The 17,061-nt window shown below is 61.8% G+C and carries 5 protein-coding genes and 2 tRNA genes; all 7 read right to left on the bottom strand.

From position 1 onward, the window contains the following. Window positions 1–257: 257 nt before the first annotated feature. Window positions 258–1,862, bottom strand: coding sequence for a DNA polymerase III subunit gamma/tau (gene dnaX / locus FJY67_07080; protein ID MBM3329219.1), 1,605 nt, complete (start codon window positions 1,860–1,862; stop codon window positions 258–260). 273 nt (window positions 1,863–2,135) lie between these two features. Continuing rightward, a complete protein-coding gene (locus FJY67_07085) occupies window positions 2,136–3,869 on the bottom strand; it encodes a M3 family oligoendopeptidase (GenBank protein ID MBM3329220.1) in 1,734 nt (577 codons plus the stop codon). Window positions 3,870–3,951: 82 nt separating this feature from the next. Beyond that, window positions 3,952–5,688 (bottom strand): NAD-dependent malic enzyme, encoded by a 1,737-nt coding sequence (locus FJY67_07090; protein ID MBM3329221.1) that lies wholly within the window; start codon window positions 5,686–5,688, stop codon window positions 3,952–3,954. A 120-nt stretch (window positions 5,689–5,808) separates the two neighbouring features. Continuing rightward, window positions 5,809–5,883, bottom strand: a tRNA-Gly gene (locus FJY67_07095). Beyond that, window positions 5,874–6,053 (bottom strand): hypothetical protein, encoded by a 180-nt coding sequence (locus FJY67_07100; protein MBM3329222.1) that lies wholly within the window; start codon window positions 6,051–6,053, stop codon window positions 5,874–5,876. Before FJY67_07100 ends, FJY67_07095 begins: the two co-directional genes overlap by 10 nt. 70 nt (window positions 6,054–6,123) lie before the next feature. After that, a tRNA-Ala gene (locus tag FJY67_07105) sits at window positions 6,124–6,199 on the bottom strand. A 180-nt stretch (window positions 6,200–6,379) separates the two neighbouring features. Continuing rightward, the coding region (locus FJY67_07110) for a tandem-95 repeat protein (GenBank protein MBM3329223.1) at window positions 6,380–17,061 on the bottom strand (10,682 nt) is incomplete at its 5' end.

Consider the following 17,061-nt stretch of genomic DNA (forward strand, 5'->3'; position numbering starts at 1 on the left):
AGAACGAGTTGCCGAAGCGCAGCGTGTCGCCGCCCTCACCGCGCAGGATGCCGATCACCCGCGGAGGGTCATACGCCAGCGTCACTCCCGCCCCCGCCACCGCCCCTAACACCGCCGCGACCACCGCAGTTCGGATCTTTAATAGGTTGTAACTATCCTTCATATTTCGTTCCTCCAGCGCATATACTATCCCATGCTGAATCCTGGCCTTTGTCAACGTAGTATAACAACCCGCCACCCTGTTCACTTCACTTGTCTCACTCCACCGGCTCGGCGCCGAGGTGCAACTTCAGCAATTGCTCAGCGCGGTCAAGTTCGTCGCTCCCTTCCTCTTTCGGCACCTCCCCGACCGCAAACTCAAACGTTACCGCGCCGACCCGGCTCATAATCGCCTGCTGCAGCGCCGCCCGACAGGTTTGGGCACGCTCGACCAGCATCTTGTTAGAGACATTGACCCTCAAGACTCCTCCCGCATAAGCCACCGGCCAGCCACCGGCCTGCACCAGTCGCGCCGAGGAGTTATGCTTAACCGCGACCTCATCCCAGATTTCGTCCCAGGCATTTTGCACCGCCGCGAGCACTTGGTCATCCGGCAGGGTCGGAGCCGCTGGCTTGGGTGTCGATGCCGCAACCGGCGCCGGACTCGCGCTGCGAGCCGGCTGAGCGCGCGGGGCTTGAGTCGGGGGCGGGACAGGCGCAGTTTTGACCGGTGCGGCAGCGGCGACGGACGCTCCACCGCCTTTCCCCATCTGCCCGAGCACTTCGCTCAGATCGACGCTTCGGTCGAGCGTTGCATACTTCAGAAAGAGCAACTGAAGCCGCACCCGGGGAGTATAATTGCGACGGATATCGACTTCGGCAGCCGACGCAAGGTTGAGCATTCGGATGAGATCGGCCTCCCCGGCTTTACGGGCGGCTTCGTCGAACCCGGCTCTCGCTTCGGGCGGCAAATCGACGCGACCCGATCCAAGCGCTTTCACCTGTAGCAACTGCACAATGTGCCCCTGCAAGCCCGAGAGATAGTCCTGCGGATCGATCCCCGCCATCGCCAAATCTCCGTCGAGCCGGAACGCCTCCGCAACCGAATGCGTCAGTGTCAACTCTATCGCCCGAAAAAACAGGTCGAGCCGCACTTCGCCGATCGCCTCGACGGTATCGGCGCGTCGAACGCTCCCCCCCGCGTAGGCAATCACCTGATCGAGCAGCGAAAGACTGTCGCGTACCGACCCGTCGGCTTTGCGCGCGATCAGATCGAGCGCCTCAACCTCGAACGGAAGCCCCTCCGAGGTCAGGATCATCTCAAGATGCGCCCGAATCTCAGCCGCCGGCACCCGCCGGAAGTCGAACCGCTGGCAGCGCGAGAGGATCGTCGAAGGCACCTTCTGCGGCGCCGTCGTCGCGAGGCAAAAGTAGGCGTGGGGGGGAGGTTCTTCGAGGGTCTTTAGGAGGGCATTGAACGACGAGGCCGAGAGCATGTGGACCTCGTCGATCACATAGACCTTGGCGACGCCTTCAATCGGCGTGAAGTGGACGTTTTCGATCAATTCGCGGGTCTTTTCGACCCCCGTATTCGACGCCGCATCGACTTCGAGCACATCGAGGGCGCGGCCTTCAAGCGCCGCCTGACAGAGACGGCACTCATTGCACGGCTCACCATCCTGCGGCTCAAGGCAGTTGACCGCCCGCGCCAGGAGCCTCGCCGTCGTCGTCTTCCCAACACCCCGCGGCCCGCTGAGCAGATATGCGTGTGCCAGCCGCTTCTGCCGCAGCCCATTCAGAAAGGTCGTCGTTACATGAGGCTGACCGACTACCTCAGAAAACCGTTGCGGACGCCACTTCCGCGCTAAGACAAGATAGGACACCTGACTGTTGGCTGTTGGTTGTTGGCTTTAGGTCTTCGGAGTTGGGTGTCGGACATTGGGACTAAAGGCTGGGGCCCTATGCGATCTGCGAAGCACATCACTGGGTGCGGGGATTTATGGACATCCTGTAGAGGCCGAAGACGCCTGCAGGGCGGATGCGAGCTGCATTCGTATTGGGCACAATCCGCCTGTAGTGGATTGGCCCCTACGCGGTCCGCCGGCACTTTATCCCCTCAGCCTCCAACCTTAAGCCCTAAGATCCAAGCCTTAAGCCTACTTCGACTCCATCGCCCCCTGCCGGGTCATTTCCTCCTGCAAGAGGTTCATCAACGGCGCGATCGTCGCCGCGCTGAAGTCGAACTTCGCCCCCGCCGTCGAAAAGAGTTCCGGAAGCGGCTTCGACCCTCCGAGTGCAAGCCCCTTCAAATAGGCATCGACCGCCCCCCGCCGGTCGTTCATCGCGTTGCGCCAGATCTGCAGCGCCCCGAGCAGCGCGATCCCATATTCGATATAGTAGAAGGGATATTCGAAGATATGGAGTTGCGCATGCCAGCGATAGCGGAGACCCTCCTCCAAACCCGACCAATCGACTCCCGCTCCGAAGCGGTTCATTAGGCCGACCCAGGCTTCGGCTCGTTCGTCGCGGCTGTGCCCCGGATGGGTGTAGATCCAATGCTGGAACGCATCGATGATCGCGATCCAGGGCAAAATCGTGACATCCGACTCATAGTGGTCGCGGCGCGCCCGGGCGGCTTCACCCGAACTGTAGAAGACCTCGAGGTAAGGCGCCCCGAGGTGCTCCATACTCATCGAAGCCACCTCGGCGAACTCCATCGGCGAATGCCGGTAGTCGAGCAGAAACTGATCTGCTGCCGCGAGCGCATGGAATGCATGCCCACCTTCGTGGAGAAGCGTCATCACGTCGCGATTCAGTCCGACGGCGTTCATAAAGATGAACGGCAGACGCACTTCCGAGAGCGTCGATTGGTAACCTCCCGGCGCCTTGCCCTTACGGCTGCCGAGATCGAGCAGCCCAAGGTCGATCATCCGGTCGAACTGCGCTCCAAGCCGCGGATCGACGGAGGTGAATATTTCCTTGCAGCCAAAGGCGAGCCGGTCATCACCGTCGAACGGCTTAAGCGGCGTTCGACCGAATCTGTCGCAGGCTACGTCCCACGGCCGCACCGAGTCGATCCCGAGGGCGCGCCGCCGTTCGTCGAGTGCCGCACGGGTGAGCGGCACAACATGCTGCTCGACCGCTTGATGAAACTCGAAGCAGTCGGCCGGCGTGTAGTCAAACCGATTGTAGCGGCGAAACTGATAGTCCCGGTAATTGTCGAACCCGGCGTTGCGCGCGATCTGAAGACGCAATTCGAGCATCTTGTCGAAGATCGTCTCGAGTTGTTCGCTCACCTCAAGCCGCCGCCGGGTCGTCACCTCCCACGCTTCCTGTCGGGTGGAACGGTCCTTCTCTTCAAGAAAAACGCCCATTTGCTGCAGCGTCCGTTCCTCTCCGCGAAACTGAACCGTCAGGCTGCCCTGAATCTCCTGATACTGCTGTGAAAGGCGGTCGAGTTCCGTCTCCAGCGGGATATTTTCATCGCGAAAAAGTTCGACGGCGTTGCGCGTCGCCCGGAGCATTATGCCATACCGCCCGGCATCGAGTTCGCCTGTGTAGGGCGAATCGAGCAGCCGCTTCTGCGATTGAAACTCGAACGGCTTCAACTTCGGCAATATCTCCTCAACGAAGTGGAGATAAGCCTTCTTCGCGCCTTCGTCGTCGGTCGCACAGGTCATGCGGATGTAGCGGCGCGACGACTCCTCGCCGATCACCGCTCCGAATTCACTGCCATCGACAAGCCACTCCTCAAGGTCGGTCTTGGAGGCAATCGGACGCTCGAGCAGCCGCTGACAAAGCGGCTCAATCGCTCCCCAATCGCCCAGGTCGGTCTCCAGGGGCACGAATCGGCGCGGGTACTCCTGCGCTGGACGCTTAAGGTCGTCGATGCGGTGATTAATAGGCTGTCCCAAGGTGCTCTCCGTTTAGGTGTAGTAATCTCTATCGTAACTTCGCGTCACAGCGCGATATCTATTCCGTAATCTGTCGGACATACCGGTAGGGATAGTAGTGCGGCTCCCACATGGCTCCGAGGATCAGACTCCGGAGCCGCTCATCGCCGGCACGGATGCCGGTGCCTTCCTCACGTGCCTGCCGGGATACAGCCAGCGCCACCGTTGCCGATACCCGCCGGACATCTTCAATGTCGGGCAGGAGCATCCCCCGGTCGCGCTCCTCAGGAGTAACCATGTCCGAGAGCGCTGAAGCCGCCGCGTGAAACATCCGGTCCGATACCATTTGGGCGTGACAGACGATGCTTCCGAGCCCAACGCCGGGGAAGATATAGAGGTTGTTGCACTGCGCCGCGGTAATCGTCCGACCGTCCGGCATCCGCACCGGTGGAAAGGGGCTGCCGAACGCCATCAGCGCCCGCCCTTCCGTCGCCTCAACGACTGCCTCCGGCGTCGTTTCGCTGCACGAGGTTGGATTTGAGAGCGCAAAGATCACCGGCTGCTCGCAGTTCATGGCCATTTGGTGGAGGATACTCTCGTCGAAACAGTCCGCCTGCGCCGAGACTCCGATTAAAGTAGTGATACGCGCCTCCCGGACGGTCTCGGCAAGCGTCGGCGGACGGGTTCGCGACACATTCCAGCTCGTGATGAGGTCGTTCGGTTGCAGGAAGGGCCGTTGCTGCAATTCGACTGAGGTGTCGCCTTCGAGGAGCAAGCCTTGTTGATCGACCGCGTAGATCGCCCGCCTCGCCTTATCCACCGGCACACCGGCGTCAGCCTCCATCATCGTTGCGATCGCCTGGGCAATGCCGCTCCCCGCTTGCCCGAAGCCATGAATCAGAATCCGCTCGCCTTCGATGGGACGACCTGCTATCTTGAGCGCGGTTCGCAGCGCCGCCGCCGCCGTTGCGCCGGTGCCTTGGATGTCGTCATCGAAACTCGGTATCCGCCGCTGGTAGCGGTCAAGCAGTTCGAAAGCGTGGCTCTTGGCGAAATCCTCCCACTGGATCAGCGCCCGCGGAAAGGTCCTCCGAACCCCCTGCACAAACCGCTCGATCACTTCCCAATAGGCATCGTCCTTGAGCCGCGGTCGCCGTGTGCCGAGGTAAAGTGGATCGGAGAGGAGCCGCTTGTTGTTGGTGCCGACATCGATGCAGACCGGCAGCGTCGAGGCCGGATGAATACCGCCCGCCGCGACATAGAGCGCCACCTTGCCGATTGGGATTCCCATCCCATCGACACCCAGGTCACCATAGCCCAAAATCCGCTCGCCGTCGGTCACGACAATAAGCGTCACATCGGGCAGCCCGATGTTGCGCAGAACCTGCTCGGTGTTGACGACGTTGCGCTGGGTGATATAGACCCCCCGGTAGCGCCGCATAATCTGCGACAACTTGAGGCAGGCCAGGCCGACAGTGGGGGTGTAGATGATCGGCAGCATCTCGTAGAGATGCCGCCGGAGAAGCGCATAGAAGAGCGTCTCGTTGCGGTCCAGTAAGCCGATAAGCGTAATGTAACGCTCCAGATCGGTCGATTTCATCCGGTAATTCTGAATCGCCCGCTCGAGTTGCTCTTCGAGACTCCCGACGCGTTCGGCGATCAACCCGGAAAGACCGAATTCGGTGCGCTCCTCGCGGGGAAAACAACTCCCTTTGTTGAGGAGCGGGTCCTGCATCAGGGCCGTGCTGCGCAGAGGAACGGCATAGAAGATCTCCTGCGTCAGCGGATCGACCCGCATCTCAAAACGATAAGACACCGTGGACTCTAATGACCGTCAAAAGAGAAGCGGCGCGCTGCCACGCCGCTTGCCAAACACCCAAAGCAGATCGAGAGAATGTTATTCATTGTCCATTCTGAACTCCCTATTCTGCATCCCTGGAGCGAGAGACGGGATTTGAACCCGCGACCTTCACGTTGGCAACGTGATACTCTACCACTGAGTTACTCTCGCAAACCCTTATCCTCCCCGCCCTCAGACCCGGCTGGCTCATCCTCGAGCCTGCCGCGCAGCCGCTCGATCACACGGCGGCGCCGGTCGCGCAAGTTCCGCCGCTGTCGTCGTCCGAGATAGAGAAGACAAATAAGTATCCCGGCCAGCAGGAAGACGACGATCAATTCCACCGGCGCTCAGCCTTTCAATCATCTGTCGCTACGGAAGCGCGACCGGAACGCCCGCCTCTCCGCCGCGAATTTGTGGAGCATAGCGGGGTCGAACCGCTGACCTCGTGAATGCCATTCACGCGCTCTCCCAACTGAGCTAATGCCCCAACCGGGTCCCCCTAATATAGCCACCCCGTCCCACCCTGTCAAGGCAAAAGGAGTGAGCGGGCAAGCGAGTTGGCGAGTAAACGGGTGAAAAAGGGAGGCGGCCGGCCGGCACTCATGCCAGTCTGCCTCCGCTCATTCGCTCGTCTACTCGCTCACCCGCTCACCCGCACACCCACACCTTACCGGAGCAGGACCACCCGCTGCATCTTCACGCCCTGAGCCGAAACCAACCGGCAGAAGTAAACGCCTGACCCAACGCGGCTTCCCGTCTCGCTTAGGCCGTCCCATTGCAGGCGGTAACGTCCTGCATCGTAGGTCGCCCGGGTCAACGTCCGTACCGTCCGACCGCTCTGATCGTGGACGGTGACCGCCACCTCGCCTGCCCTCGGCAGGTCGAAGCGGACGTTCACCACATCGTTGAACGGATTCGGATAAGCCGGCTGCAACGCCAGTTCGGTCGGCAGCGGCAGGTCGTCGCCTTCGCGCACCGAGAGCGCTTCGACCGTCAGGTTGAACCGGGTATTGCTCTCGATCGAGTCGATGCCGTCCTTGGCATAGACCCACCACCGCACCGTGGTCGGCTGGTTGCGGTTGATCGAAAGTTCTCTGCGCGAGATGCGCTTCACCGTGTCGTCAGCGGCAAAGTAGTGACGCGTTCCATTGAAGAAGAGCACCAGGGTGTAGGTCATCGTCGAGTCTTCGACGACGTCATCCGACCGGTTCCAGCGGAAGAAGATCGACGGGAAGTCGGCAATCCGGTCGTTGTTCGCCGGCGACGCCAGGTTAAACGGCGTCGGCAGGTCGTTAATCGACCGCACCGCGACGGCAAAGGTGTCTCTTGCCTCACCGCCCCGGCCGTCGGTGGCGATGACCACCACGGTCGTGCTGCCATTCCAGTTGGCTTCCGGACGAATCAACAGCCGCCCCTGGTTGACGCGCGCTTCAAGCCCAACCGGATCGGGCACATTGAAGTTGAGCGCGTCGCCGTCGGGATCGCGGAAGACCTCGCTCAGGTCGATGATGAACCGCTCGGCTTCATCCTCGTCCATCTGCTGGTCGGCGATTTCCTGCTCGCGAACGGGCGCCACGTTGATGTCCCCGACCAGGATTTCAACGCTCACGTCATCGAATCTACCGGCTTCATCGCTCACCCGCAAGACGACGTCATACTGCCCGGCATCGGCATTGTCAGTCTGCCAGGTGAACCGGCCCGTCCCGTCGCCATTGTCGGCAAACCGTGCACCGCGTTGGTCAAGCCCGTCCCAATCGGCCACGCTGAGCGTCAACTGGTCGCCTTCGATAGCCAGATCGACGTCGTCCGAGGTTACGTCGAACTGCACGAGGTCGCCCTCATCGACGGCAATCTGCGCAGGTGCGTCGGTCCACTGCGGAGCGTCGTTCACCGGCGTGATCGTAACCGCAAACGAGTGCTCGAACGGCTCATCGCGGCGCGGCGGGTCGTCATCCAGTCGCGGCTGGATGACGTTCATCCCGAAGAATGCTCCCTCCGCATCACGCAGCCCCCGCACCGGCCCGACCGGCCGCTGCCAGCCACCACCGGCGAACGGATCGATCCTAATCGCCGCCTGCGCAAAGTTGCCCTGCCCGTCGTCGGCTTCGACCGTCACCGTCAGCGGGTTCATCCCGAAGGTGTTGAAGTGCTGATCGGCGGTCAGCCGCAGGACGTGGGTCTGAGCGTCGATGTTGGCTTGCAACCGACCGCCGCCTTCGACCTCCACCACCCGGAACTGCAACTGATCGCCATCGACATCCGTGAAGACATTGTCGAGATCGGCGACATCCCACGGGCCGCTGTCTTCGGCGAACCGTTGATCGCCTATCCTATTAACCACCCGTGGATCGTCGTTCACTGGCGCGACAACGATGCGCAGCGTCAGGTTGACAGTCCGACCGGCCCGGTCGATGAAGATGAGTGCGTGGTTATAGACCCCGTTCCAGTCCGGCACCACCGCCGACGCCACCAGATGCGTCCGGTCGTTGTCGTAGTCGAGCGCCACCGGCGCATTCCGGTTGTCGAAGACCACCCGCAGCGAATCGCCGATATCGACGTCCCCGGCCATTTCCGCCAGCGACGGCTCAATCACGACGTCCTGCTCATCCTCGTTCATTTCGACGACGTGCGGATCATTGACCCGCCGGAATGGATCGTCGTTGACGGGACGAACCTCTACGGCAATGTCGATTCGCGACGCTTCGTCGCGGCGCGGGGCGTCTCCACCACGACCGAAGTCTATTGCCGCCCCGGCCCAACCTGGCCCACTCGCTTCCCTTAGTCCCCGCACCGGCCCGCGGTCGCGGCCTTGACCGCCGTTGACGCCGTCTTCGGCAATCACCGTGAAGACCTGCTGGCCAAACCAGTTGTCATCGGTCCGAATCGTCAGCAGCGTATTGTTGTCGATATCGACGCCCAGATTGGCGCCACCATCGAAGTCAAAGGTGATCCCGTCGCCATCGACATCGGTGAACACCGAGTCGAGTCGCGCAATCGCCACCCGGCCGGCATCTTCGTCAAGAACCCGTTGACGCGGCAGTATTCCGACCAGCCGCGGCGGATCGTTGACCGGATTCACCGTAACATCGAACTCAACTTCCGCTGTCGAGCCGGACCGGTCATCAGCCGTTACTCGGACATGCACCTGCCCGTTGAAGTCGCGTGTCAGGTAGCCCGTCATCACACCGGTCTCCTGGTCGAGGACGATCCGAAGACCCTCGTCATCGACTTCGATGCCATACGTGAGCGGCTGCCCATCGGCATCGAAGAAGACCTCGTCAAGGTCGGCGATGGCGAACGGATCGGCATCCTCATCGACCACCACATCCTCGATCAGACCAACAACTTCGATAGGCTGGTTAGCCACCGTCACGAGGATTGAGAAGGTCGTCGTATCGCGCGCCCCGGCCTGGTCTTGCACAAAGACGCGGGTGTTGCGATATAGGCCGCGTTGATCGATGGTCGGCCGGAAGAGGATCAAGCCGTCGGCACTGATGTTGAAGAGCGGGCTGTTGTCGCTGAAGATTAACTCGTCACCCGGATCGGCATCGGTCGCCGTAGCCTGCAAGCGGAAATCCCGCCCGACGATCGCAATGGTATCGCGGATCGCGGTAATCACCGGAGCGTCGTTTATCGTAAGCACCCGAACATCCGTCGTATCGCCGCCGCTCAGACCACCGGCATCGGTAGCCCGCAGCGCCAGCCGGAACTCGCCGAACCAGTCTTCCGCCGGAGTGATCCGCAGGAAGCCGTTCTCATCGAGCACCATTTCGGCATTCTCGTCCGCGCCCAATAACTCGGCATCGATGTCGATCTCCGCCCAGCCGTTGTCCGGGTCGTAGATGAACTCGCGAGCGCTGATAAAGTACTCGTCGTCTTCGTCAATATTGATTACTTCCGGCAAGGTCACCGTAGGCGGATCGCCGACATAGGTGACAAACTCCCAGGTGAACCGCAGCCGGTTGACGGGTATCGAATGGTCCTGCGCCGACGCCGAGACGGCTACGACCTCATTGTCGCCGAATTCGTCGCCCGAGATGTCTGCGGTCAACCGGATGCCTCCATCGACCTCTTCAAAGTCAAAGTCGTGCAGTTCACCCCGCAGCCGGAAGAGAAGGGTGTTTGGATCGACGCCGGTCAGCGCGTCCGCAATGAAGACGCTCACCGTCCGCACCTGACTCACATCGACCGAAGCGCCGTTGGCCGGGAAGAGATCGCTGAAGAGCGGCGGCTGGTCGTCATTCACGAGCATCTGCGGCTCGCTCAGGTCACCCATAACCCCGGCATCAGTCAGCGACGCAAGCCGGACCACCGATGTGTCGGGCAGATCCTGGGCGGTGTATTCGAAGTGGAACTCCGGCGCATTCGCCAGACGCACCAGGCTGATCGGATCGCCGTTTAAGTGAACAACGACGCTGGTGCCCTGGGTGCCGGTTCCCTCGAGCTCCACCCGGTTGATCGAGGTGAGCGGCACGAGGTCGAACTCCGGCGCGGCGACGACGCGGGTGTCGATAGTGAACCGGAACTCGACCGACCGCTCGTTGCCGGCCCGGTCGCGCACGGTCAGGATCGCGACATGATTGCCGTCTTCCATCTCCGTTTCGACGGTTCCGGTGACCTCGCCGGTCTCGGCATTGAACTCCGTCGCGATAGCATCGCCGTTCACCGACAAGGTGATCCCTTCGGCCGCAATGCCGCTGCCCCGATCCTCGAGGTTGGCACTGAAGAGCGGCGTGTTGTCGGCTATGACATCGCCGCCTTCAGCCGTAAATCCAACCACCGTAGGCACCGTAACATCGAGGAAAATCTCGATCTCGTTCGAGAGTTCCGACTGGTTGCCGGCCGCGTCCTGAACCGTCGCCCGAATCAGGTTGCGACCTTCGTTCAGAAGCACACCCGAAGCCCGGAAGTCGCTGTTATAGTCGATCCGCTGCACGAGGATGTTTTCGCCGCCGCGATAGATACGGATCGCCGGGATGTTCTGCCGGTTTCCGTAGTCCGGTCCGTCGGTACCGCTCCGGCCGGTAACCGTCACCTCCGCCCGATTGACATAGATGTTCTCGGGCTGGTTGAGCGAAGGCGACTCCGGTGCGGTCGCATCGAAGAAGAAGCCCCACTGCTCCTCGTTCTCGTTGCCGTTGTTGTCACCGCCGAAAGCATTGATCAGGTTGAATCCCTCTTCAAGGCCCGGAATGTCGGCCGGCATCCGCTGCCGTTCGCCATCGTTGCGGATATACCAGAGCGGCGCCGACACTCGTCCCGGCGGTGCAAAGTTAAAGTCTCCCGGCCGGAATATCGTCGTGTCGCCGTCCGGATTGATCACCATGATCAAGATCGAATTCGGGTCGATCCCGGCGTCGTTATCGCCGATGACGAAACGCAACGTATCGGCCACCAATTCATTCGGGTTGTTGCCCGGCCCCAGACCGGCACCAATTATCCCATTGGGCGGCGGGAACTGGTTGGCGAAGAAGGGACCCAGCAGGTCTTCGAAGTCTTCGATCCGGAACTCACCCCGCGCTTCATAGACGTTGCCAGCCCGGTCGGGGATGGTCAGCACCAGTTCGTAGAGCCCCGGCTCGAGCGGCTCGTCCTCTGAGAAGTCGTGGGAGATTGAACCATCTTCCTCGTTGATGATCAACTCGAGGGCGTCGCCGTTGATCGTCAGGCTGATCTCATCCCAGACGATGCCACTCGACGGCGCCGGATCGACAATCGGGATGGTGATGACCGGCTGACGATTCTGCAGCGAGTCGATGTTGTCGTCGAAGAGGTTTTGCATATCCTCATCTTCGAATGCAATCATCGGCGCCCGCGTGTCGATGAAGAACTGGAAGTCGTAGGGCGCTTCCGGCGCGTTGCCGAGCAGGTCAACCGCCGAGAGCGAGAACCGGTGCAGACCCTCGGCCAACTCTTCCGGCGGATCGTAACTGAGGAAGCCCTGGGCGAACTGGTAGTCGCGAATCACTTCGCCGTCGAGGGTGAAGTCGATGCCCTCGTCGATATCGACCCCGACTCCTTCGTCGCGAATCTGCGCCAGGATACCGGGCTGATTCTCGTTCACCAATTCGTCCGGCGCCAGACGGGTGATGACCGGCGGTCGGATGTCATAGTAGAGCCGCAGTTCGTCGCCGGTCGCGATGTTGCCGACGGCGTCGTTACCCTCGACAATGAAGTTATTCCAGCTTTCGTTCAACTGCACCAGCGGGAAGCGGAACCGCCCGCGGTCGTTGGCTTGCGTCTGCGCGATCAGGTTCTCGTTCCGGATGAGCCGCACTTGCAGGAACGGCTCGCCCGAACCGGCGAGATTGACGCGCTGCGCCAGGCCGAACGGATCGGCTTCGTCCATCACGATTTCGCCGGCCGTGCTGTTCACCTCGAACCGCACCGCGCGCTGGGCTGGGTTGTCAGCCAGGTCAAAGGCGCGGATCAGGTAGGAGTGGAATCCTTCCGACAACGTCCCTTCCGGCTGCCACAAGAACTCACCCGACTGGGCGTTGTATTGGAAATTCTGGAACCGAACGTTGTCGAAGAAGAACGCGATGCTATCGACGAACGTCTCCCGGTCGAAAATGCGCGCCGAAACATTAGGCCGGTTGACGCGGACGACCGCGCCTTCGGCCGGAACGACATCGACTATCTGCGGCGGATTGGCGTCGAAGAGCACCGCCGTCATCGTTATTGTCTGTTCGTCGCGACCGCCTGAAGGACCTTCGACGACGAACCGCACATTGGAATAGACCCCGCGATGCTCGGCTCGCGGCGCCCAGACGACCCGCGCCTGGCCGCCTCCAACGCCGGTCAAGGTCAGCATCGGCGGAGCGTTGAAGACCGAGAATTGGAGCCGCTCCCGTTCGCCCTCGTCGGGATCGAAAGCCGTGATCAGGAAAGTCAACGTGTCGGGAATGTTCACCTGCTTGTTGCCAATGAAGACCATTGTCGGTGGCTGGTTCACATTCCGTATCGTCAACTGCACTTGCAGGACATCGGACAATTGCCAGTCGGCTGCCGTAAAGCGGAGTTGATAGACGCCTGCGGAGGTGAAGTCAGTCTGCCAGAGGAATCGCCCGCGTCCCTGTCCACGATCGATGAAGGCGGCGCCTTCAGGGACCCCTTCGGCGCTAAGCCGCAGCGCATCCCCGTCGGGATCGGTCGCCCGGACATCAAACTGCACTAACTGGCTTTCGCTCGCCGATTGATCACCGGTGGCTTGCCATACCGGCCGCCGGTTGATGTTGCGCACGGTAATAGTGATCGCTTCGCGCGCTTCCATCGCCGGCTGACCGAAGTCTGTAGCGATGAAGGTTACGCCCTCGTAGTCGCCGGCCTGGTTGAATTCCGGCGTCCACCGGAAGAGGTTGCTGTCGAGCGTCGCTCCAAACGGCGCATTCTGCATCGTGAACGCAATCCGGTCGCCGTCCGGATCGGCGGCTCGCAGGATGATCGCCAGTTGCTGCCCCTCGTCGATCGTCCGGTTGCCGACCGCCTGTAGCGCCGGTGCGCGGTTGACGTTCTGCACCGTGATCCGCACCTGAAGATCGGCTCCCGCCATGCCGTCGAAAGCCCGGAATTGCGCGGTGTATTCGCCCGCCTGGACAAAGGTCGGCGTCCAGTCGAATGTGCCGACCCCTTCACCGCGGTCAACGAAGCGCGCTTCCGGCGGCAGGTTGACTCCCGTCAGGAGCAGCCCGATCGGATCACCGTCCGGATCGGAAGCAACAACATTGAAAGCGATCTGCTGGCCTTCCCGTCCAACGATCGGGTCGACCGGACGGAAGTTCGGAGCGCCGTTGTCGCGCGCTGCCGTGAGTTCGGCGCGGCTTTGCGCCCCGTTCTCCCAGAGGTCGGGACCGGCGAGCCACTCGGCACGGGCCTGCACTTCACGGTTGTCCGCCCGGCGGAAGATGCGGAAGAAGATCGGGCTGCCGGGGACGAAGCCTTCGATCACATTCGGCGTGTTGGGATCGTCGCCGTAGGCATTGAATGTCCAGGGGCCGTCGCCTTCTACCACCACCGCACCTGCCACAATGTTGCGCCGGGTAATGGCAGCGATTTCGTCACCGCCTGCCAGTTCGCCGCCGAAGTAATCGACGTCCACCACTGTGAGGCGGTGGATCAGGTTGGTTCGCAGCGGTATCCAGTGCCGGTCGCCGGTCGAAAGCGTCACCACTGTGAACCCGCCGTTTTGCCACCGGTCGGTGCCGGTGATGAACTCGGCTCGGGCTGCGAACTCGCGACCCGCGCTATTATCCCAAATGCGGAACGCAAGAGCCTCATTGTCGCGGAAGCCTTCGACCTGTTGCGTCCCGGGATCGTCTCCATAGGCGATCAGGTCATAGGGCGCATCGCCGGTTACGATGGCTGCACCAGCGACCGCTCCGCCCGGTGTGAAGACGCCGATTTCGTCCCTGCCGGCGAGCGCTTCGCCATCGAGGTCGGCATCCGCCACCGATATCAGGTGCCCTCGATTGGTCAGGTTATAGACGTAGTGCTCCATGCGGACACCCGTCCCGGTAAGGGCGACGTCGAACGACAGAACCGCGTTCGCTGCCCGCAAGGCCGCCTCGTAATCACCCGGCTGATCGGGCGCAAAGGCTATCCGCGGCTCAATCGACTGGCCGGCAGCGATATCGAACGGCCCTTCATCGTCCACCGCAAACCCATCTCCACCGACAATCGACAACTGGACATCCAATGCCGGGGTCGTTCCGACATTGCGCAGCGTAAGCGGTCTCTCGACTTGACGACCGGTCCGGACCGATCCGAACGCCAGTGCCTCCGGCGTCGCAACCAGCCGCGGCCCAACGAAAATCTCGTAGAGCGTCAAGCCGTTCAGCCGCCACCCGCGATCACCCGCCTTGAAGGTCGCCAGGGCAGGATATTCAACGCCGGCCGAGTGGTCATAATAGCGGAAGGCAAACGCCGCGTCGGCCGCGAATCCATCGACCGCCTGCGTATTCGGATCGTCGCCATAGGCATTCAGACTCCAGGGCGCTCGATCCTGTCCATCGAACCGGATGGCACCGGCGACCAGACCTTGCGGAGTCAGAACCGCCAGTTCATCACCTGCATCGGGATGAGTCCGGTTGTTGCCCAGCGCAAATTCGACGCTCTCCAGCCGAATCTGATGCACCCGCCCGGTTACTGCAAACCGGAAGTGGTCCGCCCGGACGTCGATGGTGAAGTCCTCCGAAACCGCCTCGTGCCCGTCGGTTACCGTGAAGCGGAGGTTATAGACCCCGGCTTCGAACCGGTCGGGACGCATCGTAAAGGTGTAGTTCCCGCCGTCCTGCGCGGTTTCGACATCGGGATCGCCTGGCGGTTCGCCAATGTAATCCCATGTAAACTGCAACTCTTCGCCGTCCGGATCGGTAGCGACGAACTGCAACGTGATCGCCTGCTCAACATAACCGGTTACGCGCCGCTGCGGCAGACTGACCCAAACCGGACGGCGATTGACGTCGAGCACTGTGATCGCGATCTGCCGCGTAAGGACGAACTCCTGCTCAATGGCGCGGAATTCGACAGCATACTCCCCGGCGTCGCTGAAGCCCGGCGTCCAGCCGAAGGTCGCACGGCCATTGCCCTGGTCGGTGAACCGGACGCCCTCGGGCAGCGCGTCGTTCAGGTCGATCATCTCCATCCGCAACTGGTCGCCTTCCGGATCGCGCGCTACGATCTCAAAAGATAGTTGCTGTCCTTCGCCGACCTCCCGGTCCTCCGGCTCAACGACCCACTCCGGCCCGGCGTTGACGTGCGAGCCGACGCCGTGCAGGGCAACGCCGAATGCAGGATTCGCCGGATCGTTGGAATGAATGGTCAGCGTCGCTTCGTATTCGCCGTCCGCCGGCGGGCCAAAGAAGACCGCCACGCCGGTCGTCGCATTCGGACGGACGATGAGCGGCGGATCGAAAGCCGGCATCGGACGCGCCCGCCAGCCGCCTTCGGCCGCCAGCGTCAAAGCCGTGAAGCCGTTAACCTCATAGACCTCCGGACCCTCCTGATAGTCCGGCGTCGCGTTTGCCTCGATCCGGGCTGAAGCGTCCCAGACCCGGAAGGCGAAGGCATTGCCGGGCCGGAAGCCGGGCGTCTGGCCCTCAGCGCCCCACGCCGCTAATCCAGCCGGGAAAGGCTCATTGCCCTCGAGCCGCGTCGCACCGGCGCAGACTCCGCCTGGCGTAAAGACGCCGATTTCGTCGTCTGCCACCAGCGCCTGCCCGTTGAGTGTCGCCTCGAGCACCAGGAGCGAGTGGTTGGCGTCCGTTTCACGGAAACTAAAGTCGTGCTGCGGCAGTTCGAATTCGACGGTCAGATTGACGTGCGCTTCACCGCCTGCGGCATAGGCGTTCTCGCCTTCGACGAACTCCGCCTGCGCTTCATATTCTTCCTGATCGCCCGCCACCCAGAACCGGAAGAGCATCGTTTCGCCGACTCGGAAGCCTTCGATGATGTCGCGCGTTGCCGGGTCGTCAGCCCACGCCTCGAAGGCAAAAGGCGCATCTCCGGCGGCTACGAATCCGGCGCAAATACCGCCTTCGGTAAAGATGCCGATGTAGTCTCCGTCCGACAGATGCTCGTCATTGACCGTCGCCGCTTCGACGACGATCCGCATGTTCTCATCCGTCTCGACATACTGCCAGCCATTATCAAGGTTGTGCTGCGGACGAACCGCCGCCCAGAAGGCTTCGTTATCGGACGTGATGTCGGTGATCTGCAGGTCGGCATCGCCGATGTTGGAGATGCTTAGATCGGTGCGCCCGGTCGAACCGGTAGGAATCGCGCCAAAGTCGATTTCAACCGGATCGGCTTGCACTACCGCTGCGAGCCCCTGACCGGTCAGTTCGATGTAGGCTTCGCGGTCGGGATCGTTCGAAGCGATGACGACGCGTCCGTTGTAACCGCCTCGCAGCGTCGGCTCGAAGATCGCGTTAAACTCGAGTTCCTCGCCCTGCTCAAGTGTGAACGACTCGCCCTCGCGATCGACCGAGAAACCGTCGCCTTCGGCACGGATCGACTCGACGACCAGATCTGACATTCCCTGATTGCCGATGGTGAAGGCCTGCGCCCGACGCTCGCCGAAGGCTATCGCGCCGAAGTCGTGCCCATCGGCGCTCAGCGTTAGATCCGGAGGCGTCAGTTCGCCCGAGCCAACGACTCCGGTCTGTGCTTCGGGATTGTAGGGATCATTCGATAGAACGGTCAAGGTGCCGGCATAATCGCGCGCCTCCAGCGGACGGAACACCACCGGCACCGCCAGCATCCCGCCCGGATCGACCATCAACTCCGCTACCCCCGCCGGGGACAAACGGCGTACCGACTCCAACGTCAGCGCCGCAAACCCGTTCACCG

It is taken from the genome of Calditrichota bacterium (assembly GCA_016867835.1).
In the GTDB taxonomy this organism is placed as follows: Bacteria; Electryoneota; AABM5-125-24; order Hatepunaeales; family Hatepunaeaceae; genus VGIQ01.